The following is a 20,326-nucleotide window of genomic DNA, read 5'->3' as shown; positions in this document are numbered from 1 at the left end:
GGGTGACTCCCGGCGAATCGTGATCAAGTTCCCTGGCGCGGCCGGCGCGTCCGCGGCGGGGCGGTCAGCACGCGCACAGCAGGCCGCGTAGCGCGGTCTCCAGGCAGAGCGCGGTGTGCGCGGGGGTCGGCCACGCGAAGCGTACGAGCTGCTCATCCGCCCGGACCGTCGCGCCGTAGCGGTCCAGCTCCCACAGCCACACCTCCCCGGCGTCCCCGCCCAGCCGCTTGGCCACCCCGCCCGCGAGCTGGGCCCGGTGCGATTCGTTGATGTGGGCCAGCACGCGCTCGGCGGTGGTGGCCAGCGGGTCGGGGGCGGCGTCGAGATAGTCGTCGGCGTCCAGCACCCCGGAGTCGTGCCCGGTCAGGTACACCACCTGGCCGACGTCGAGCCGCAGCAACTGGGGCGCGTCCGGCCGGCCGTAGCTCTCCAGCGCCTCGAACAGGGCCTCGTCGGCCGTGTGCGCCGCGACCGCGACGGCGGCCCCGCGCGCCTCACTCTCGGGCACCGCCTGCGCCCATCCCTGCACCTCGATCAGCCCGCGGGGATGCGACACCTGGCCGAGCACGCGCATGGCGGTCAGGTTCACCGCCACGACGGCGTCGTCACGCAGACCGTGCAGCGCCTCGCCCGGCCGGACCAGCAGCACCGGGCGGCCCCGCTCGTCGACCCCGCCGCAAGCCGGTGCGGGGGCGCCGTCGATGGACAGCCGGGCGAGGCTCGCCGACGCGGCAAGAGTGCGGATCCGCTCGGGGATCGTGAGCATGACGCCTCCTTGAGATCTCACTTAGCTATAGGTTAGCCTTACCTAAGTAAGGACTACCTAACCACATGAGGTGAACGTGCGCTACACCGGTCCGAAGGTGCGACTGTCACGTCGCGCGGGCGTCCCGCTGACCAAGAAGGCCGTCCGCTACTTCGAGCAGCGCCCCTATCCGCCGGGCGAGCACGGCCGCAAGACCAACCGCCGCACCTCCGGCGACTACGGGCTGCGGCTGCTGGAGAAGCAGAAGCTGCGCTGGTACTACGACGTGTCGGAGCGGCAGCTGCGCCGCTACTGGGACCTCGCCGTGCGCAAGCCGAGCGCGTCGGGCGCCGAGCTGGTCACGCTGCTGGAGACCCGCTTGGCCTCGCTGGTACTGCGGGCCGGCCTGGCACCGTCGATCTACGCGGCCAGGCAGTACGTCAACCACGGCCACATCGCCGTCGACGGCCGCAAGGTGGACATCCCCAGCTACCTGGTCAAGCCCGGCCAGATCGTCAGCGTGCGGGAGCGCTCGCGCCGGATGCAGCCGTTCGTGGCCGCCGCCGAGGGCGTGCACGCGGATGAGCGGATCGCGGCCTACCTGTCCGTCGATCATTCTCAGCTGCGGTTCACACTGGTCAGCAGGCCCGAGCGCGAGCAGATCAGCGTCCCGGTGGACGAGCAACTGGTCGTGGAGTTCTATTCTCGTTAGCCGTGAATGACGCAGGAGCCGCCAGTGCCGCGGGAGTCGCGGGTGATGCCGGAATCGCGAATGGCGCGGGTGAGCGGCATGCCAGCTGGCTGGAATTGTTCTTCGACCTCGTCGTGGTGGTGGCGGTCGCGCAGCTGGCGCACCGCCTGCAGCACCCGACCTGGGGCGATGTGGCGCTGTTCGTCGTTCTCTACTACGCGGTGTGGAGCATCTGGACGTCCCTGACGCTCTACTCCAACGTCCGCGCCGAGAAGACGCACCTGCGCAGCATGCTGATCGGGATGTTCGGCATCGCGGTCATGGCGGCGGCGGCCCCTGACGTCGCCCACGCCATTCCCGGCGTGGGCACGCATGACAAGTGGTTCATCGCCGCCTACATCACCTGCCGGATCAGCGCCTCCCGGTCGATCCAGGCGGCCGGCACGGTGATGACCGCCTGGCCCGCGGCCCAGCTCGGCGCGGGCCTCACACCGTGGTTCGCCTCCCTGGGGGTGGAGGGTGAGTGGCGCTACTACCTGTGGGGCCTCGGCATCGCGCTGGACGTCGCCTTCTCCGTCGCGCAGAGCCGACGGCCGGAGCGGCTGGTCAAGGAGCTCACGGTGCAGGCTGACCGGCTCAGGGCGCGCGAGCTGCGCAGGGCGGCCAGGAGGGGGAAGATCCTGGAGGCGCGTTACCTGGATACGCCGAAGGTCGCCGTGCTCGACCCCGCGCACCTGGGCGAGCGGCTCGGGCTGTTCGTCATCATCGTGCTGGGCGAGGCGGTCATGCAGGTGGTGATGGCCTCCTCCGGGCTCAGCTGGGACTGGCCGCTCGGCCTGGCCGCCGTGGCCGGGTTCGGGCTGATCGTGTCGCTGTGGTGGCTCACCCTCCAGTACGGCCTGAGCGCCGTGCCCGACATCCACGAGCGGGGGCTCAAGCCGTACATCGCGCTGCCCGCGCACTACGCCATGACGGCGGGTATCACCGCGACCGCGGCGGGGCTCGGCGTGGTGGCGTCCGCGCCCGCCGAGCACCTGCACGGCGGGATCTCGTGGGTGCTGTGCGGGGGCCTGGCCGTCTACTTCGCCGCCTCCACCGTGCTCGGTCTGGCCAGCCGCGCCGGGCGCCGGTGGATCTGGGGCTGGGCCGTGCCCTCGATCGTGGTGCCGCTGCTGGTCGCCGGGATCGCGGGCCTGGTGCCGGCGTGGAGCGTGGTGGCGCTGCTGCTGGGGGTCGCCCTCTGGCGGGTGGTCTACAAGCCCGCCGCGCCTACCGCCGTCCCCGCTTGACCGAGCGGCCGCCGCCCCCGTTCGGTCGGGCGGCCACCGCGGTTCCCGCCGGCTCGAGCAGGTTCTGTTCTTCGCGCAGCTCGGTGACCTCTTTGCGGAGCGCCGTCAGCTCGGCCAGGATCATTTGGAGCGAAGCGGCGTTGTCGTCGTCGTGCTCCGCGCGCTCGGCGGCCGACTCCTCCTCCATGGCGCTCACCACGACGGCCATGAACAGGTTGAGCACGACGAACGTGCAGACCAGGATGAAGATGGTGAAGAAGATCCAGGCGGTGGGGTGGGTCCGCATCACCTCTCTGGCGATGTTGCCCCAGTCGTCGCCCGTCATCGTCTGGTAGAGGGTGAACAGCGAGGTGGGCAGGCTGCCGAAGCGGTTCGGCGCCGTCTCGCCGTACAACTTGGTGGCCATGACGGCGGCCACGTACAGGACCAGGGAGAGCAGCAGCACGATCGAGCTCATGCCGGGCATCGCGCGCAGCAGGGCCGAGACGACCCGGCGCAGGCTGGGCACCACCGACAGCAGGCGCAGCGCCCGCAGGATGCGCAGGGACCGCAGCACCGACAGGCCGCTCGTGAAGGGGGCCAGGGCGATCGCCACGATCACGGTGTCGAAGATGTTCCACGGATCGCGCGGGAAGCGCGAGCGCTCGACGTAGATCTTCGCGAGCAGTTCGGCCACGAAGATGTAGAGCGCCACATGATCGACCACGGTCAGCAGGTGACCGTAGCTCTCGACCACGGAGGGCACGGTTTCGAGGCCGAGGGTGGCCGCGTTGAGCAGGATGACGCCGACGATGAACCGCTGGAAACGCTGGTGCTCGACGAAGGCTCGGGTGCGTTCACGCACGGGAAGGGGCTCCTAAAGATGGAAAAGTTGCCCCACCATGATGACGCAGGAGATCACCGTGTCGGTGTCAGCCGGAAGACCCGCAACTCCCGTCCGGACACCTCCGTGTAGCGGTCGAACAGCGGCCACCGCTCGATCAGCCACGGCCACGCCGCCTCACGGTCGGCCCCGGTCAGCAGCGTGGCGGTGACGGGGAAGTCCTTCCCCCGGAAGCTGGCCGTGGCCCTGGGCGTCTTGAGCAGGTTGCCGCTCCACGCCGGGTGGTGGTCCTGGCCGAAGTTGCTGCCCACCACGAGGAGGGTGCCCTCGGGTTCGGGCAGGCAGGCGAGCGGCGAGCTGCGCGGCAGGCCGGACTTGGCGCCCGTGGTGACCAGGATCAGCGTCGGGATGACCGGATTGTTGCTGAGCAGCCGTCCCCGGGTCAGCCGGTGCACGGTCCGGTCGAGCTGCGGCATGAACTTGGGGCCGGCCCTCATGAACCACTTGGCCGCCGCCAGCCGATGGAGGAAGAGCCTCAGAACCCGGAGCATGCGGCGAGTGTAGCAAGCGTTTGGTCAACTGCGCCCGACAGGGCGCCTGTGGTATAAAAACCGCCTAAACCACAACGGGGGCGAGCGCAGATGTCCTATCCCAACTACGGCCCGTCCTACTACGGTCCACCGCCTCAGACGCACCCCAACGGCACCACGATCCTGGTGCTGGGCATCCTGAGCCTGGTCATGTGTACGTTCATCGGCCCGTTCGCCTGGTCGATGGGCACGAAGGCACTGCGGGAGATCGACCAGAGCGGCTACGTCTATGAGAACCGGGGCATGGTGTCGGCCGGCCGCGTCTGCGGCATCGTCAGCACCTGCCTGATGCTAGCGGTGATCGGCCTCTACGCGATCATGTTGGTGGTCTTCGGTGGCGCCGCCATCCTCGGCGGCCTCGACGACTAGCGATCGGCGGCCGTAGCCGCCGATCCCCGTCTCCAGCAGGTCGAACGCCTTCACGGCCTGCACGCGCACGTCCGCCCGGATCCCGGGCCAGTCCTCGCCCGCCGCCTTGCGCCGTGTCGCGTGCCGGGACAGCAGTCGCGTCACGGCCAGGATCTGGTCCGCCACGAGCTGCGGGGTGAGGTCGTCGGGCCCGGCGCCGGTCTCCTCGGCGAGGGTCGCCGCCAGGTTGACCGCCGCGAGGTGCTCCACCTCGCGCATCCTGGCGACCAGTGCCGCGCTCTCGCTGACCAGCCGGCCGAACACCTCCGAGCCCTCGCTCATCCCGTAGCGCCAGTCGCCGGTGTCGAGCGCGTCGAGGAAGTCGCGCCGGAAGGCCGCCACGATGCTCTCGCCGGGCCGCCGCTCGCGGACCACCTTGCTCGACAGGTCCACCACCTCGCTCTGCCGGTCGGCGAACAGGTCCTCCTTCGTGCCGAAGTAGTTGAACACCGTGTTGACCGACACGTCGGCGGCCTTCGCCACCTGGGCGACGGTGACGTTGTCGAACCCGTGGATCATGAACAGCCCCATCGCCATGTCGGCGATGCGCTGCCTGGTCTCCCGCTTCTTCCGCTCGCGCAGTCCCTCGTCCATGCCTCCATGCTACCAATATTGCAGTCACACCAAATTTGTGGCTACTCTATTTTTGGAGGCGATGAAAATGATCAAGACCGTAGGTCTGCGTAAGACCTTCAAAGGCGGCGTCGAAGCCGTCAAGGGTGTGGACATATCGGTGGAGCCAGGCGAGATCGTCGGCTTCCTCGGCCCCAACGGCGCCGGCAAGACCACGACCATGCGCATGCTGACCACGCTGCTCCGGCCCACCTCGGGCACCGCCACGGTGGCGGGCCACGACCTGCTGGCCGACGCCCGCGAGGTGCGGCGCCGCATCGGCTACGTGTCGCAGGGCGGGGGGATCAACCCGGCCGCGCCGCTCGGGGAGGAGCTCGAACTCCAGGCCATGCTGTACGGCTTGCCCCGCGCCGAGGCCGGGACCCGGGTGCGCGAGGTGCTGGCCCGGCTCGACCTGACCGGCCTGGAGTCCAGACCCGGCGGCGCCCTGTCCGGTGGCCAGCGGCGCCGCTTCGACATAGCGTTCGGCCTGCTGCACCGGCCCGTGCTGCTGTTCCTGGATGAGCCGACGACCGGGCTCGACCCGCAGAGCAGGGCCAACCTGTGGGACCACATCCGGGCGCTGCGCGCCGAGCAGGGCGTGACGATCTTCCTGACCACGCACTACCTCGACGAGGCCGACGCCCTGTGCGACCGGCTGCTGATCATCGACCACGGCAGCATCGTGGCCGAGGGCGCCCCGGCCGAGCTCAAGACCGGCGGCCGCACGCTCGACGAGGTGTTCCTGGACATCACCGGCAGGTCCCTGCGCGAGGAGGCGGGCGTCTGATGCTGCGCGACACCTGGTTGCTGTTCCGTCACAACCTGCGCGCCACGCTGCGGCAGAAGATCGGCATCATCTTCGGCGTCATCCAGCCGCTGGTCTTCCTCGTGCTGTTCGGGCCCATCTTCGCCACGATCGGCACCTGGGAGACGCTGGTGCCGGGCCTGATCATCCAGCTCGGCCTGATGAGCACCGGCATGGCCGGGTTCGGCGTGGTCTTCGAGAAACGCTCGGGCGTGCTGGAGCGGATGCGCGTCACCCCGGCCAGCCGCCTGGCCCTGCTGCTCGGCCGGGTGCTCAACAACGCGGTGACGCTCATCATCCAGGCCGTGCTGCTGGTCGCGGTCGGCTACGCCTTCGGCCTGCGCGCCCCGGCGGCGGGGGTGGTGGCCGGGCTCGTGCTGGTGGTCGTGCTCGGGCTCAGCCTGGCCGCGCTATCGTACGCGGTCGCGCTGACGCTCGACGACCAGCTCTTCGCGCCGGTGATGAGCACCGCGGTCCTGCCGCTGGTCCTGCTGTCGGGCGCGTTCCTGCCCATGTCGATGGCGCCCGGCTGGCTGGACGCGCTCTCGCACATCAGCCCGTTCCGGTATGTCCTGGAGGCGCTGCGCGAGCTGTTTGCCGGACACTACGCCACCGGGACGGTCGGCGTCGGGGTGGCGGTGACCGTGGTCTTCGCCCTGGTCAGCGTCACGATCGGGACACGGGTGTTCAACCGGGAGAACGCCTGAGCCGAGCCCGGGTGGCGGCAGGGGCGGCCACCCCGGCGTGACGGCCACCCCCCACCACGGCACCCCGTCAGGCCGCGCTTCTGGCCCGGCGCTGGAGCGCGGCGATGATCCCGGCGGTGTCGACGATCCCGTAGCCGTAGTCGTAGTCGAAGCCCACCTCGCTGCGGTCCTCGCCCGTGCGGCGGAGCAGCGCGCGCAACTGCGCCGGCCGCAGCCGCGAGGCGGGCCAGAGCGTACGGATCGCCGCGACCAGCCCGGCGGCGACCGGAGTCGCGGCCGAGGTGCCCGAGTCGGGCTCGCCATCGCCGAACGCCTTGGACCCGGAGAAATGGGTGTAAGCGCAGATGTCGGGCTTGCGGGCGGTCAGCCGCCCCGGCCCCTGCGAGGAGTAGCCGACCCGGGTGCCGCTCACGTCGACGCCGCCGATCGACAGGGCTCTGGGATGCGAGTTCGCGCCGGTGATCGGCCGGTCCGGGTAGGCGCACCGGCCGTCGCGGCACTCGCGCCCGCAGTTGCCGGCCGCGAACAGCACGTCGGCACCCGCGCTGTCGAGACTGGAGATCATCAGGTTGAACGGGTGCGCCGCGTTGTCCGAGTAGTTGCCCGGATGGCCGACGGGGAAATCCCATTCGGGGGAGAACGACCCCCACGAGTTGCTGATCACCAGCGCCCTCGACGCCTCGGGCTGCATTTCGAGCACCATGCGCAGGTGCGCGAACGCGGCCACGGCGTCCGACAGCAGCCCGTCGAGTGCCGAGCCCCCCGGACGGGTGGAGCGCAGCACCGGGATGTCGATCAGTGACGCCTGCGGCGCGCCGATGAGCGTGTCGAAGGCGCACATCGTGCCATGGGCGACCTCGAACTCGCCCGCCCGGCCGTCGACGCCCGTGGGGTTCCAGCTCCGCTGGGCGTCGAGCGTGACGCCCCGGCCGAGCTGCCTGGCGACGTGGGCGGCGTTGATGCCGGTGTCGAGCACGGCCAGGGTCACCCCTGAGCCGTCCAGTCCCTCGGCGTGCAGTCCGGGGACGTTGAGCAGCCGTTCGACGTCGTGCCAGTCGCCGAACGGCGCGTCGCCGCCGCAGGTGAGCGAGGACTCGACGACCGGATCGGCGTAGACGCCCACGACGTCGGGCCGCAGGGTGGGCAGAAGGGCCACGCGGGTCAGGAGCTCGTCGTCGGAGATCGTGCCGCGAACCAGCACCGAGGCGTCCTCGGCGGCCAGAGAGAAGCCCAGCGGCTGGTTGAGCGATAGCGGGTCGCCGCCGGGCGGCGGGACGGGCCGGGGGAGGGGTACGGGCGTGAAGGCGTTGTCGAGCTCGACTCCGGGCAGGCCGTCCGCGACGTCGGCCGTGGTGGCGGTCTGGCCGGGATCGGCGACCGCCGCGACCAGATCGGGGGAGGGGCGCAGCTGGATCAGGACGCGCATGAGGCACCACCGGAATGTTCGGAGGGAAATGAACCTCCCAAGATTCCTTCATCTGTCCGGGCGTGTCCAGCGCATCTCAGGGGCTTTGACCTGCTGAAATGCCGTAAAAGCCGCCAAGGGGACGATATTCATTCCCGCTGTCAGGCTTCCTTGTTCCCGGTCCGTTCACTAGCGTGAGGCGGCATGACGCTCCAGGCACAAAAGACGGCGGCGGGCGAGGACGGCGACCACTGGCTGGCGGTGCGGCCGAGACTCATTCTCGCCAGTGCGTTCATGCTCTTCCTGGAGCTGGCGCTGATCCGGTGGACCGGATCGAACATCGTGCATCTCAGCTATTTCACCAATTTCGTGCTTCTCGGCTCGTTCCTCGGCATCGGCCTGGGGTTCCTGCGCGTGGGGCGGGCGCGGCGCCAGCCGTACTATTCGCCGGTCATCCTGTTCGGCCTGGTCTTCCTCGTGCTGACCTTTCCCGTCACCGTCGACCGCAACACCGAGGGCGTCCTCTACTGGACCAGCCTGCAGACCACGGGACCGCCCGCGTGGCTGATCCTGCCGGTGATCTTCTGCGCGGCGGCGCTCGTGCTGATGGGCCCGGCCGAGCTGGTCGGGCGCTGCTTCCCCGAGCTGCCCCGCCTGGAGGCCTACCGCTACGACCTGATCGGCAGCCTCTCGGGGATCGCGCTCTTCACCGCGCTGTCGTTCCTGAGCGCGCCGCCGGTGTTCTGGGGACTGATCGCGGCCGCCGCCTACGGCGTGCTGCTGGTGCCCCGGCCGCGGATCATCTACCTCGGGCTCGTCACCGTGCCGTCCCTGGCGGTCGTGGGGCTGCTGCTGGCCGAGACGCTGACCGCCGGGGCGTTCTGGTCGCCGTACTACAAGGTCACCTACAAGCAGTTCGAGCAGCTCGGCGTGCCCGTCACCGACATCTCCGTGAACGGCGTCCCGCACCAGCAGGCCGTGCCCGCCGCCGCCCGGCTGCAGTGGGAGCGCCAGTACGGCCTGCCGTACGAGCGGGCGAGCACTCCGCCCAAGAGCGTGCTCATCGTCGGCGCGGGCAGCGGCACGGACGTGGCGATCGCCCTGTCCAAGGGCGCGACCCACGTCGACGCCGTCGAGATCGACCCCAAGCTCCGCGAACTCGGCGGCTCCCTGCACCCCGACAAGCCCTACGACGATCCCCGGGTGACCACCCACGTCACCGACGGCCGCGCCTTCCTGGAACGCACCGGCGACAAGTACGACCTGATCCTGTTCGCCCTGCCCGACTCGCTCACGCTGGTGTCGGGGGCCAGCTCGCTGCGGCTGGAGAGCTACCTGTTCACCGAGGAGGCCATGCGGGCCGCCCGGGCGCACCTCAAGCCCACCGGGACCTTCTCGATGTACAACTACTACCGCGAGAGCTGGCTCGTCGATCGGCTCGCCTGGACCGTGCAGAGCGCGTTCGGCCACAAGCCGTGCGTCGACGTGGTCAGCACGGCGGGCCAGCAGGCCGTGATCACGGCGGGCGCGACGGCGTCGGCGCAGCGATGCGCGGGGGAGTGGGCGGGCGCCGCCGCCGGCACCCCGCCGCCCACCGGTGACGACCGGCCGTTCCTCTACCTGAAGGACGGCGACATCCCGTCGCTCTACCTCATCACGCTCGGCCTGATCCTCGCGGTCAGCCTGATCGCCGTCCGCGTCGTCGCCGGGCCCTACCGGCGGATGCGGCCGTACGCCGACCTGTTCCTGCTCGGGGTGGCCTTCCTGCTGCTGGAGACCAAGAGCGTGACGGGCTTCGCGCTGCTGTTCGGCACGACGTGGGTGGTCAACGCCATCGTGTTCGCCGGGGTGCTCGTCGCGGTGCTCGCCGCCGTCGAGATCACCCGCCGCTTCCGCACCCCGCCACTGCCGGTCATGTACGGGGTGCTGTTCGGCGGGCTGCTGCTGGCCTGGCTGGTGCCGAACACATGGCTGCTGTCACTGCCGCTGCCCCTGCGGGCGGTCGCGGCGGTGACGGTGGCGTTCCTGCCGATCTTCGCGGCGAACGTGGTCTTCGCCAAACGCTTCTCCGACTCCGCCGACGCCACGACGTCCTTCGGGGCGAACCTCCTGGGGGCCATGGTGGGCGGCTGCCTGGAGTATCTGGCGCTGGTGATCGGCTACAAGGGGCTGCTCATCGTGGCCGGGATCCTCTACCTCGGGGCTTTCCTCCTGCTGCCGCGCAAGTCTGTGGCGGCATAGTCGCGCGGGCCGTTGCCGGTCAGCCGGGTCGGTCGCTGTGGTGGTCGCTGTGTTGGTCGGCGGGGGCGGGTGGTGCGGGGCGCCGGTGCAGGAGGCCGAACTTCGACCACATGCCCTCGGCCGTCTCGATGGAGGCGCTCGTCCGGGCCGGGTCCACGGTGGCCAGCTGTGTGACCAGCGCCTGCGCGACGGCCATGCCGGCGGTCAGCGACGGGAAGAACGCCACTCCCTCGGCCGGGACCATCACCACCTCCTCGGCGGCGTTCGCCAGGGCGGGGCTGGCCGCGTCCGTCAAGGCGAAGACGCGGACGCCACGGGCGCGCGCCTCGTTGGCGGCCAGCACGGTGCTCTCGTACAGCCGCCAGAAGCTGATGGCGATCAGCACGTCACCCGGGCCGATCGCCGCGACGGAGTTGGCCAGCTCGGCGTCCCCGCTCGTCACGGCCGCGACGGGGTAGCCGGCCAGCCGGGCGTTGTGCGCGAGCGCCATGCCGACCGCCGCGTAGCTGCCGTCCGCGACGATCACGGTGCGGCCCGCGGCGGCGACGGCCTCGGCGATGGTACGCAGCACGCCTTCGTCCAGGCGCCTGTTGAGCAGCGCGAGGCTGTCCAGGTCGCGCCGGAGTGAGCGGGAGCTGGGCGAGCCGGCGCCGCTGTGCTCGGCCGCCACCTGGGGCGCGCTGAGTGAAGACAGGTAGCGAGCGCGCAACTCCTGCTGGAGCGCGGGCCAGCCGGCGAAGCCGAGCGCCTGTGCGGTGCGGGTCACGGTCGCCACGTTCACGCCCGCGAGCTGGGCCAGCTCGGCGGCCGAGGCGAACGACGCCCGGCGCGGCTGGGACAGGAGCACCTCCAGCAGCGCGGCCGCCTTGGGCCGCAGCCCGCGCTCGGGCACCCGCTCGCGCAGCCAGTCCTGAAAGCTGTCCGTGACGCGCTCTGTCACCTGATCCTCTCCCGTGGCCGAGCAGCCATGCTACGCGTTCGCAACATGGAGAATGTGCAAAGAACATTGCAATTTGGGGGATTTGCACTATACGTTGCCAGGCAATCGTTCTACAGGGCTGTGACCTTGGGAAGGTGCGTTGGCATGACCTTGTTGGCCCGTCTGGACCGGCTCCCCCTGAGCCGTCCGCACTATCTCCTTCTGCTCATAGGCGGACTCGGCTACACCTTCGACGGCATGGACTCCGCCGTGGTCGCCTTCCTGCTGCCCAGCGCCCGCGCGGAGTGGGGCCTCGACGACGGCCAGCTCGGCCTGATCGGCTCCGCGAGCCCCTTCGGGTTCCTGTTCGGGGCGGCCATCGCGGGCCTGCTCGGCGACCGCATCGGCCGCAAGAAGGTCATGATGTACGCGCTGGCGTTCTACGCGGTCTTCTCGGTGGTCGCCGCCTTCGCCCCGAACTACGAGGCTTTCCTGGGCTCCAGGATCCTCGCCGGGGCCGGGGCCGGTGCCGAGAGCGCGATCATCGCGCCGTTCCTGTCAGAGTTCGTCCCGGCCAAGCGGCGCGGCTGGTTCATCGGCGCGCTGGCCGGGTTCTTCTCCTTCGGTTTCGTCATGGCCGCGCTGATCGGCCGCTTCGTGGTCCCGACGATGGACGACGGCTGGCGCGTCGCGCAGCTGATCACCGCGGTGCCGGTGGTGATGCTGCTGTGGTGGCGGCGCTCGCTGCCCGAATCGCCGCGCTTCCTGCTCCAGCAGGGCCGCCACACGGAGGCCGAGGCGGTGGTCGTCGACCTCGAACGCCGCGTCGAGCGGGCCACCGGGCAGGTTCTCCCGCCCGTGCCCGCCGCCACCGCTCAGGTCGCGACGGTCACCCCGAAGGTGAACCTGATCAGCGCGCTGCGGTTCCTGTGGAGCCCGGCCATGGCCAAGCGGACCGCCGTCATCTGGCTGATCTGGTTCGTGATCACGTTCTCCTACTACGGGTTCTTCTCCTGGATCCCGACCCTGCTCGTGGGGCGCGGCATCACGGTGACGAAGAGCTTCGAGTTCTCGATCATCATCTATCTGGCGCAGATCCCCGGTTACTTCTCCGCCGCCTGGCTGTCGGAGCGGCTGGACCGCAAGAACACCATCGCGCTCTACCTCGCGGGTTCGGCGATCAGCGCGTTCTGGCTGTCCCAGATGGACTCGCCGGTCGCCATCACGATCGCGGGCGCGGTGCTGTCCTTCTTCCTCAACGGAACGTACGCGGGCGTCTACTCCTACACGCCCGAGGTGTTCCCGACCTGGATCCGGGCCACCGGCACCGGCCTGTCCAGCGCGTTCGGCCGCGTCGGCAGCATTCTCGCGCCCACGATCATCGGCCTGTCGGCCGCGAGCCTGGGCTTCGCCGGAGTGTTCGGCCTCACCACGGCCGTGCTGGTGGCGGGGGTGATCTGCGTGGTCGTCTTCGGCCTGTCCACGGCCGGACGGTCACTGGAAGACCTGACCGAGCGGGGCGATCCCGCCGACACAGCGGGGGAGATGGCGAAATGACCGACCTGAAAGACGTGGAGGAGAAGGTCCGGGACTCACTGGGAGTGCGGCTGTTCACGGTCCTGGCCTGGATTCCCGAACGGCAGGCGCTGCGGCGCGTCCACAGCAGCGACCCCGAGCGCTATCCCGTGGGCGGGGAGAAGACGGTCGAGGTGGCCCGGGGCTGGCTGGCCCGTTGCATCGAGGCGGGGGAGCCGTACTTCGGCCCGGACCGGGCCGCCGTGCGGGAGGTGTTCGCCGACCACGAGCTGATCGAGAGCCTGGGCTGCGGGGCCATCGTCAACGTGCCGGTGATGGACGGGGACGAGGTGCTCGGGGTGCTGAACATCCTGGACGCCGAGGGCAGTTACGACGAGGGGTCGGTCGCCGTCGCCGCGTCCCTGGCGCCCCTCGCGGTGCCCGCCCTGCGCGCCGCCGTACACGGAACCGCCGAGTGAGGCCGAGCTGCGTTGTGAGGCTGAGCCGAGTGAACCTGAGAGGTATCAAGTGAGTCTGCTGTTGCGTAACGCCCTCGTGCTCGACGTGGTCACCGGTGACTACGCCGAAGGTGACCTGCGCCTGGAGGAGGGCCGCATTGTCGAGGCGGGCCCGGGACTGGTCGGCACCGCGGGCACTCGGGTGATCGACGTGGCCGGCGGCGTGGTCGTACCCGGGCTGATCGACGCGCACGTGCACGTCACCGCCGCGACCGCCGACCTGGGCAGTCTGCCCGCCATGTCGCCCTCCTACATCACCGCGCACAGCGCCCGCCTGATGGGGCAGATGCTCGACCGCGGCTTCACCACGGTCCGTGACGCCTCCGGAGCCGACTACGGGCTCTGCGACGCCCAGGAGGAGGGCTTGATCCGCGGGCCGCGGCTGCTGTTCTGCGGTAAGGGGCTGAGCCAGACCGGCGGCCACGGCGACCAGCGCGGCCGGGGCCAGCACGGGGGCGCCGACCAGTCCTGCTGCGCCGGTCTCGGCCGGGTCGCCGACGGCGTGGACGCCGTGCGCGCGGCCGCGCGCGACGAGCTGCGCAAGGGCGCCCACCACATCAAGGTCATGGCCTCCGGCGGTGTCGCCTCGCCCACCGACCGCATCGACTCGACCCAGTACTCCATGGACGAGCTGCGCGCGATCGTCGAGGAGGCCGAGGCCGCCAACCGCTACGTCGCCGCGCACGCCTACACGGCCCGCGCGGTCAACCGCGCCCTGGAGGCCGGGGTGCGCTCGATCGAGCACGGCAACCTGCTCGACGACCGCAGCGTGGAGCTGTTCCTGAGGCACGACGCCTACCTGGTGCCCACGCTCGTGACGTACTGGGCGCTCAAGGAGGAGGGCATGGCCTTCGGCCTGCCGGAGTCGAGCTGGCGCAAGGTCGACGAGGTGCTCGGCGCCGGGCTCCGGGCGCTGGAGCGCGCCGCCCGCGCGGGCGTGCGGCTGGCCTACGGCAGCGACCTGCTGGGCGGCATGCACCGCCACCAGAACCACGAGTTCCGGCTGCGCGGCGAGGTGCAGCAGCCGATCGACGTGGTGCGGGCCGCCACGGTCAACGCGGCCGACCTCGTCGGACTGGCCGGCGAGATCGGCACGCTCGCGGTGGGCGCGCGGGCGGACCTGCTCGTGCTCGACGGCGACCCTCTACGGGACCTCGGGGTGCTCGCCGAGCCCAAGCACATCCGCCACGTCGTGCAGAGCGGCCAGGTGGTCTCCGGGTGAGCGTGCCTCAGCCCTTGAGCCCGCTGGAGAAGCCCTTGATCACGTAGCGCTGCAGGAGGAGGAAGATCACCACGATCGGCAGCGCCCCGAGTACCAGCCCGGCGAAGACGAGACCGTGGTCGGAGACGTACTGGCCGACGAAGGCGAAGACGCTCACCGGCACCGTCTCGAACCCCGAGCCGCCCAGGTAGAGCAGGGGGGTGAAGAAGTCGTTCCAGATGAACACGGCGTTGAGGATCAGCACCGTGCCGGTGATCGGCCGCAGCAGCGGGAAGACGACCCTGGTGAACGCGGTCAGATGCGAGGCGCCGTCGATCTGGGCGGCGCTGGCGTACTCGCGGGGCAGCGCGCGGATGAACCCGGTGTAGAGGAACACCGTGAACGGCAACTGGATCCCCGTGTAGAACAGGATCATCCCCGCGTGCGTGCCGATCAGCCCCAGGTCGGTCACCAGCTGGTAGAGCGGGATCATCCCGAGCTGGAAGGGCAGCACGATGCCCAGCAGGAACAGCACGTACAACCCGTAGCCCAGATGGCTCTTGGCCCTGGCCAGGTAGTAGGCGGCGAAGGAGCCGAGGGCGATCAGCGCGACCAGGCTGACGGCGGTGATCACGGTGCTGTTCATCAGGGACGGGCCGAGCGCGGCCGCCGACCATGCCTTGGTGAAGTTGTCCGTCGTGGGCGGGGCGGGCAGCGCCAGCGGCGTCTGCGAGATCTGCGCCGGGTCCTTCAGCGACAGCGTGATCAGCGCGTACACCGGGAAGAGGAACGCCACCGCCACCACGATCATGACGAGCTCCAGCAGGAACGTCCGCCTCACTGGGCCACCTCCCGGCCGCGCAGGTAGTAGACCTGCACGAGCGACACCGCGGCCACGAACAGCGCGAGCACCAGGGCGATCGCGGTGCTGTAGCCGAACTTGCCGAACACGAACGCCTGCTTGTACAGCACGGTCGACAGCGTCTCGGTGGCGTAGCCCGGGCCGCCGTTGGTCGCCGCGAAGACCTGGTCGAACAGCTTGAGACCGCCGATCGTGGAGAGCATCAGATTGATCGTCAGGGCCGGGGCGAGCAGCGGCCAGGTGACGTACCGGAAGCGTTGCAGGGTGCTCGCGCCGTCGATCATCGCCGCCTCGTGCAGCTCCTTCGGCACGCCCTCCAGCCCGGCCAGGAAGATGACCATCGAGTAGCCGGCGTACTGCCACACGACCGTGGCCGCGATCGACCACAGCGCGAGCGACGGGTCGCCCAGCCAGTCGATCTTCAGACCGAGCAGCCCGTTGAGCCCGGCGGACGGGTCGGGGTTGTAGATGTACTTCCACAAGAAGGCCACCATGACGGGGCTGACGACGACCGGCGCGAAGAAGATCACCCGCAGCAGCGCCCGGCTCTTCAGCTTGGCGTGCACGCCGAGCGCGAGCAGCAGCCCCACGGCGTTCTGCACGACGACGATCGCCACGGTCAGCAGCAGCGTGTTGCCGATGGAGTCCATGGCCTGCTCGTCGTGCAGGAGCGTCTGGAAGTTCGCCAGCCCGACGAACGACTTGTCCGCGCCGATGCCGCTCCAGTCGGTGAAGGCGTACAGCATGCCCGCCAGGCTGGGATAGAGCACGACGACGGCGTAGACCACCAGGGCGGGCGCCGCGAACAGCCACGAGGGCGAGAGCGCGGCGAACCGCCGCCGGGGCTTGCCGGCCCCGGCGGTGGATCGTCCGACGGGCGTCGCTGTCATGGTCATTTGGCGTAGGCCTCGTCCATCTTCCGCAGCGCGTCATCGATCTTGATCTTGCCGGCGAGCAGGTCCTGGATCACCGCGAAGTGGACCGGCTGCACCTCGGCGTTGGGCCAGCGCTGGTCCATGAACGGCACGGCCCGGTCCTTGGTGAACGGCAGGAACGACTGCACGGCGGGGTCGATGGTGGAGGAGGCGTCCTGGGTGAGCGGGATGGCCGCGATCGCCTTGGCCCAGCGGTTGATGTTCTCCTGCTTGCCGAGGAAGTCGATGAACGCCTTGGCCTCGGCCAGGTTCTTGCCCTTGGCGGCGGCACCGAGGCCGACCACCACGCCGGCCGGGATCCACACCTGGTCCGCCGTGTCCGCACCGGGGAGCGGGAACATCGACAGGTCGTCGGGACTGCCCGCCGACTTGCGGAAGTCCGGCAGCACCGCGGACACCTGGATGGCCATGCCCGCCTTACCGGTGGCCACCATCGAGATCTGCTGCTCGAAGGTGGTGCCGTTCGGCTTGTCGTTGAAGAAGCCGCGCTTCTGCAGCTCCATGTACATCTCCATCGCCTCGCGCCAGCCGGACTTGGCGAAGCTGGTCTGCCCCGCCGCCTGCTTGTCGTCGAAGGTGGGGTCCTTGGCGTACACGGTCGAGGGGACGAGGGCGTAGGTGATGAGCTGGGTGACCCACGGCGTCTGCGCGCCCAGGGCGATCGGCGTCTTGCCGGCCTTCTTCAGCTTGTCGCAGACCGCCAGGAACTCCGTCCAGGTGGTCGGCGGCGCGTCCACGCCCGCCTCCTGGAACACCTTCTTGTTGTAGATCGCGCCGATGACCGAGGAGCCGGCCGAGTAGATGTAGGTCTTGCCGTCCTTCTGGAAGGCGGGCTTGAAACCGGTCGGGATCGTCTGCGTCCACGCCTGGTCGGACAGGTCGGCCAGCAGCCCGGCCCCGGCGATCTGGTCCATCGACATCGCGCTGCCGCTGCCCGGGTAGACCACGTGCACGTCGGGCGCGTTGCCCGCGCCGAGCTGGGTACGCAGCGAGGTCTGCACCTGGTCGGTCGGCGCGAACGAGGTGGCCAGTGTGACGCCCGGCTTGGCCTGCTTGTAGGCCGCCACCAGCTCGTCCATCGGCGCCTTCTGGTCGGCCACGCCGACGAACCGCAGCTCGACGGCGGACGCCTGTCCCGAACCGGTGGAGCCGGTGGGCTGTGGCTTGGTCGAACACGCGGTCGCCGCGGCGGCGACCGCGAGACCGCCCATCATGCGGAAGAACTGAACGCGGCTCAGCCTGGCGTCGCGTAGCTCGGTCATAGCACTGTCTCCTCGGTCTGACGGGATTGGGGGGCTCCCGAGGGATGAGAACGTTTTAATGAGTTACATCTAACGTTAAAACGTGTGAAGTTGTGAAGGTGCGAGGAGACTACGAGCCGTTCCGCAGGGGTGTCAAGGGTGCGCGCCGCGCTACGATGCGCTGTCATCACAGCTGCCATCGCGCTGTCATCGTTCTGTCATCTAGATCGGGAGGGCGCGGGTGAAATCACGTCAGCACTCGGACAGGGGAGTCGTCCGGCGCCAGGCGATGGCGGAGCATCTCATGCGGCACGGCTCCGCCTCGGTGAGCGAGCTCGCGGAGGTGTTCCGCGTGAGCGTGATGACCGTCCACCGCGACCTCGACGAGCTCGAGTTCCAGGGCATGGTGCGCAAATACCGCGGCGGCGCGAGCGCGCAGGGGTCGAGCGTCTTCGAGAGCAACATCGCCTACCGGCTGACGGCCCAGACCGAGGAGAAGGAGGCGATCGCCCGCCACGTGGTGGGGCTGATCGAGCCGGGCAGCTCGGTCATGATCGACGACTCCACGACCGCGCTGGCCGTCGCCCGCCATCTCGGTGAGGTGGCCCCCCTGACCGTGGTGACGAACTTCCTCGAGGCCATCAGGCTGCTCGCCCCCGTGCCCGGCATCCGGCTCATGGCGCTGGGCGGCGAATACCATCCGACGCACGACTCGTTCCTGGGCGTCGGCTGCGTCGACTCCGTCCAGGCCATGAACACCGACATGGTGATCGTCTCCACCTCGGCGATCTCCGACCGGCACGCCTTCCACCAGGAGCAGGAGATCGTGCTGGTGAAGCGGGCCATGGTGACCGCGGGCACGCGCTGCGTCCTCGCGGTGGACCACACCAAGCTCGACCGGGTGGCGCTGCACCGGGTGGCGCCGCTGGAGAAGTTCGACGTCATCGTGGTGGACGCGGGCGCACCGGACAAGGCCGTCCAGCGCCTGCGCGACCGGCGGCACAACGTCGAGGTGGCCGGTTAGCCCAAGGCGCGTCGCCTCACATTCCGCGGTGTCGTCTCGTCGTACTGGGGAGAGCACCTGGGACAGAAGAAAGTCGGCGACACCATGACCACCCCATCCGAGCCAGGAGGCGGCCGGCTCGATCCGGGCCTGAGCGTGATCATGAGCGAGCGGCGCAAGCTGATCAATCTCGCCTACCGCCTCCTCGGCTCCTTGGCCGATGCCGAGGATGTCGTACAAGAGACCTACACCCGCTGGTACGCCATGACCCCGGAGCAGCAGGACGCCATCGAATCCCCCCGCGGCTGGCTGACGAAGGTCGCCAGCCGCATCTGCCTGGACCTGCTCGGCTCGGCCCGCGCGAGGCGCGAACGCTACGTCGGCGAATGGATCCCCGAGCCGCTGCCCGACCCCACGGAGTGGATCACCGGGCGGTCGGGCGACCCGGTCGACCGTGTCACTCTCGACGAGTCGATCACCATGGCCTTCCTGGTCGTGCTGGAGTCGATGACCCCGGCCGAGCGCGTCGCGCTCGTCCTGCACGATGTCTTCCGCTACTCCTTCGCCGAAGTGGCCGAGATCGTCGGCCGTACCCCGGCGGCCTGTCGTCAGCTGGCCTCCTCGGCCCGCCGCCGTCTTGGCGCCTCGCAGGCGCCCGCGACTCCGGCGGCCCAGCAGGCCGGCATCGTCAGAGACTTCAAGCAGGCGTGGGAAGCCAAGGACATCGACGCCCTCATCGGCCTCCTCGACCCCGACGTTACGGCGATCGGCGACGGCGGCGGCCTCGTCAGCGCCGGCCTCCACCCGATCGAAGGCAGCGAGCAGGTCGCGCGCTACTGCGTCGACGTCGCCGGCATGGCGCCCGATCTGACGATCCTGGAGCGTACGGTCAACGGTCAGCCCGGTCTGGTGCTCCAGCTGGACGGCATCACTGTGGCAGTGATGGCGTTCGAGGTCACGGGTGGCCGGATCAAGCACATCTGGGGAGTACGGAACCCTGAGAAGCTCCGGCCCTGGACGACAGGCTGACGCGTGCCGCTCATCCCCTGAGGCCGCAGCCGGTGCGGCGCCCCATGAACGATCAGGCCGGCTCAAACCCTGGCGGGAACCAGGCCTGCAGGTTCTCAGGGTTGATCGGCACTGAGATATGTTCGTGCGTGATCAACCACTTGTCGCCTGACCGTCGGCAGCAAACTGTCGATCGTACCCATATCGCGCTCTGGAGTCCGTTCTTGCGTGTTCCGGAGTCCAGGTGGAGCATATTCGCGAACGCGATATCTTCCCCCGTCGCAAGGGTAAGGTCGTGCGTTTCCAGGCTGATGGGGCCAGCATATTCATCGAACCACCGCACAAAGTTGCCGCGGACTTGATCGGATCCCGCGAACTGAAGAGGCGGGACGACATCGTAATAAACAATGTCGGAAGAGTAATGTGACATGAGTCGGTCAACGTCCTTTGTCTGGCAGGCATCGACTCGGCTCTCCAAGAGCGCCCTAACCTCGGACTCGTTCGAATTCATCGCATCCTCCGTTCATAATCCCGTGCTGGATCAGGCCTGCAAGATCACCTCGCTGGGCGGGCCATCGCCGGCCACGTGGGAGGTGCCGTAGGGATTGCCCGACTGGAACATTCGGTTCATCGTTAGGACGACGTAGCCATGCGCGATGTCAGGCGACGCGCCGATCTCACCATCCATGCCAGAGCGCAGCGGTCTTGGCCGGCCCCGCCAAGACCGGCCCGGATCGCCGCAGACAGCTCGCTCTTGGATTGCGGCTGCACCGGAGCACACCGGATGTTGGCTGAATCGCGCAGG

Annotated in this window: 21 protein-coding genes; 11 read left to right on the top strand and 10 right to left on the bottom strand. The window is 69.5% G+C overall.

The window, feature by feature from the left end; all coding sequences use genetic code 11:
- Nucleotides 1-64 precede the first annotated feature (64 nt).
- The gene (locus tag AB0H88_RS19195; protein ID WP_357646118.1) at nt 65-766 is read right to left on the bottom strand and encodes a DUF2470 domain-containing protein; all 702 of its coding nucleotides are present in this window, start codon (nt 764-766) and stop codon (nt 65-67) included.
- Between the two features lie 76 nt (nt 767-842).
- Between AB0H88_RS19195 and rpsD the strand changes: the two genes are divergently transcribed.
- Nucleotides 843-1,457, top strand: a complete 615-nt coding sequence (rpsD, locus tag AB0H88_RS19190) for a 30S ribosomal protein S4 (protein ID WP_357646408.1) — start codon at nt 843-845, stop codon at nt 1,455-1,457.
- Nucleotides 1,458-1,459: 2 nt separating this feature from the next.
- Nucleotides 1,460-2,725 carry a low temperature requirement protein A gene (locus AB0H88_RS19185; protein WP_357646116.1) on the top strand — a complete coding sequence of 422 codons (1,266 nt, stop codon included), beginning with the start codon at nt 1,460-1,462 and terminating at the stop codon, nt 2,723-2,725.
- Here AB0H88_RS19185 and AB0H88_RS19180 read toward each other — a convergent pair.
- Together AB0H88_RS19180 and AB0H88_RS19175 are read right to left on the bottom strand one after the other, a co-directional pair.
- A complete protein-coding gene (locus AB0H88_RS19180) occupies nt 2,706-3,569 on the bottom strand; it encodes an ion transporter (RefSeq protein WP_357646115.1) in 864 nt (287 codons plus the stop codon). The genes AB0H88_RS19185 and AB0H88_RS19180 overlap by 20 nt on opposite strands.
- Nucleotides 3,570-3,622: 53 nt before the next feature.
- Nucleotides 3,623-4,099 carry a nitroreductase family deazaflavin-dependent oxidoreductase gene (locus AB0H88_RS19175; protein WP_357646113.1) on the bottom strand — a complete coding sequence of 159 codons (477 nt, stop codon included), beginning with the start codon at nt 4,097-4,099 and terminating at the stop codon, nt 3,623-3,625.
- A gap of 90 nt (nt 4,100-4,189) precedes the next feature.
- Between AB0H88_RS19175 and AB0H88_RS19170 the strand changes: the two genes are divergently transcribed.
- A complete protein-coding gene (locus tag AB0H88_RS19170; protein ID WP_357646112.1) occupies nt 4,190-4,507 on the top strand; it encodes a DUF4190 domain-containing protein in 318 nt (105 codons plus the stop codon).
- On the opposite strand, the gene AB0H88_RS19165 is transcribed toward AB0H88_RS19170, so the two are convergent.
- Nucleotides 4,430-5,140, bottom strand: coding sequence for a TetR/AcrR family transcriptional regulator (locus AB0H88_RS19165; RefSeq protein WP_357646110.1), 711 nt, complete (start codon nt 5,138-5,140; stop codon nt 4,430-4,432). The genes AB0H88_RS19170 and AB0H88_RS19165 overlap by 78 nt on opposite strands.
- A 67-nt stretch (nt 5,141-5,207) precedes the next feature.
- On the opposite strand from AB0H88_RS19165, the gene AB0H88_RS19160 reads away from it, so the two are divergent.
- Both AB0H88_RS19160 and AB0H88_RS19155 read left to right on the top strand, forming a co-directional pair.
- Complete coding sequence (locus AB0H88_RS19160) at nt 5,208-5,948, top strand: ATP-binding cassette domain-containing protein (protein ID WP_357646108.1); 741 nt, start codon at nt 5,208-5,210, stop codon at nt 5,946-5,948.
- Nucleotides 5,948-6,673, top strand: a complete 726-nt coding sequence (locus AB0H88_RS19155; RefSeq protein WP_357646106.1) for an ABC transporter permease — start codon at nt 5,948-5,950, stop codon at nt 6,671-6,673. Before AB0H88_RS19160 ends, AB0H88_RS19155 begins: the two co-directional genes overlap by 1 nt.
- Before the next feature lie 67 nt (nt 6,674-6,740).
- Here the strand turns inward: AB0H88_RS19155 and AB0H88_RS19150 are convergent, their stop codons facing one another.
- Nucleotides 6,741-8,099, bottom strand: coding sequence for a S8 family serine peptidase (locus AB0H88_RS19150; protein ID WP_357646104.1), 1,359 nt, complete (start codon nt 8,097-8,099; stop codon nt 6,741-6,743).
- 183 nt (nt 8,100-8,282) lie between these two features.
- Between AB0H88_RS19150 and AB0H88_RS19145 the strand changes: the two genes are divergently transcribed.
- On the top strand, nt 8,283-10,319 hold the full coding sequence (locus AB0H88_RS19145; protein ID WP_357646102.1) for a spermidine synthase: 2,037 nt from the start codon (nt 8,283-8,285) through the stop codon (nt 10,317-10,319).
- Between the two features lie 19 nt (nt 10,320-10,338).
- Here AB0H88_RS19145 and AB0H88_RS19140 read toward each other — a convergent pair whose 3' ends face one another.
- A complete protein-coding gene (locus tag AB0H88_RS19140; protein WP_357646100.1) occupies nt 10,339-11,259 on the bottom strand; it encodes a MurR/RpiR family transcriptional regulator in 921 nt (306 codons plus the stop codon).
- A gap of 144 nt (nt 11,260-11,403) precedes the next feature.
- Between AB0H88_RS19140 and AB0H88_RS19135 the strand changes: the two genes are divergently transcribed.
- Genes AB0H88_RS19135 through AB0H88_RS19125 form a run of 3 tightly spaced genes read left to right on the top strand, consistent with a single transcriptional unit; the run spans nt 11,404 to nt 14,493 of the window.
- Complete coding sequence (locus tag AB0H88_RS19135; protein ID WP_357646099.1) at nt 11,404-12,795, top strand: MFS transporter; 1,392 nt, start codon at nt 11,404-11,406, stop codon at nt 12,793-12,795.
- Complete coding sequence (locus AB0H88_RS19130; protein WP_357646097.1) at nt 12,792-13,232, top strand: GAF domain-containing protein; 441 nt, start codon at nt 12,792-12,794, stop codon at nt 13,230-13,232. The genes AB0H88_RS19135 and AB0H88_RS19130 overlap by 4 nt, the downstream gene beginning before the upstream one ends.
- 49 nt (nt 13,233-13,281) lie before the next feature.
- Nucleotides 13,282-14,493 (top strand): amidohydrolase family protein, encoded by a 1,212-nt coding sequence (locus AB0H88_RS19125; RefSeq protein WP_357646095.1) that lies wholly within the window; start codon nt 13,282-13,284, stop codon nt 14,491-14,493.
- Between the two features lie 7 nt (nt 14,494-14,500).
- Here the strand turns inward: AB0H88_RS19125 and AB0H88_RS19120 are convergent, their stop codons facing one another.
- The 3 genes from AB0H88_RS19120 to AB0H88_RS19110 are packed head-to-tail and all read right to left on the bottom strand — an operon-like array spanning nt 14,501 to nt 17,531.
- Nucleotides 14,501-15,313 (bottom strand): carbohydrate ABC transporter permease, encoded by an 813-nt coding sequence (locus AB0H88_RS19120; RefSeq protein ID WP_225294860.1) that lies wholly within the window; start codon nt 15,311-15,313, stop codon nt 14,501-14,503.
- Nucleotides 15,310-16,224 carry a sugar ABC transporter permease gene (locus AB0H88_RS19115; RefSeq protein ID WP_357646093.1) on the bottom strand — a complete coding sequence of 305 codons (915 nt, stop codon included), beginning with the start codon at nt 16,222-16,224 and terminating at the stop codon, nt 15,310-15,312. The genes AB0H88_RS19120 and AB0H88_RS19115 overlap by 4 nt, the downstream gene beginning before the upstream one ends.
- Nucleotides 16,225-16,226: 2 nt before the next feature.
- On the bottom strand, nt 16,227-17,531 hold the full coding sequence (locus AB0H88_RS19110) for an extracellular solute-binding protein (RefSeq protein WP_357646091.1): 1,305 nt from the start codon (nt 17,529-17,531) through the stop codon (nt 16,227-16,229).
- 220 nt (nt 17,532-17,751) lie between these two features.
- Here AB0H88_RS19110 and AB0H88_RS19105 point away from each other — a divergent pair, with 220 nt between their 5' ends.
- Both AB0H88_RS19105 and sigJ read left to right on the top strand, forming a co-directional pair.
- On the top strand, nt 17,752-18,534 hold the full coding sequence (locus AB0H88_RS19105) for a DeoR/GlpR family DNA-binding transcription regulator (RefSeq protein ID WP_357646089.1): 783 nt from the start codon (nt 17,752-17,754) through the stop codon (nt 18,532-18,534).
- 84 nt (nt 18,535-18,618) lie between these two features.
- Nucleotides 18,619-19,542 carry an RNA polymerase sigma factor SigJ gene (gene sigJ, locus AB0H88_RS19100; protein ID WP_357646088.1) on the top strand — a complete coding sequence of 308 codons (924 nt, stop codon included), beginning with the start codon at nt 18,619-18,621 and terminating at the stop codon, nt 19,540-19,542.
- A 52-nt stretch (nt 19,543-19,594) separates the two neighbouring features.
- Here sigJ and AB0H88_RS19095 read toward each other — a convergent pair whose 3' ends face one another.
- Complete coding sequence (locus AB0H88_RS19095) at nt 19,595-20,032, bottom strand: nuclear transport factor 2 family protein (protein WP_357646086.1); 438 nt, start codon at nt 20,030-20,032, stop codon at nt 19,595-19,597.
- Between the last annotated feature and the right edge of the window lie 294 nt (nt 20,033-20,326).

This window comes from Nonomuraea sp. NPDC050680, assembly GCF_040654555.1.
GTDB lineage: Bacteria > Actinomycetota > Actinomycetes > Streptosporangiales > Streptosporangiaceae > Nonomuraea.
This window is presented reverse-complemented; position numbering and strand designations above follow the sequence as displayed.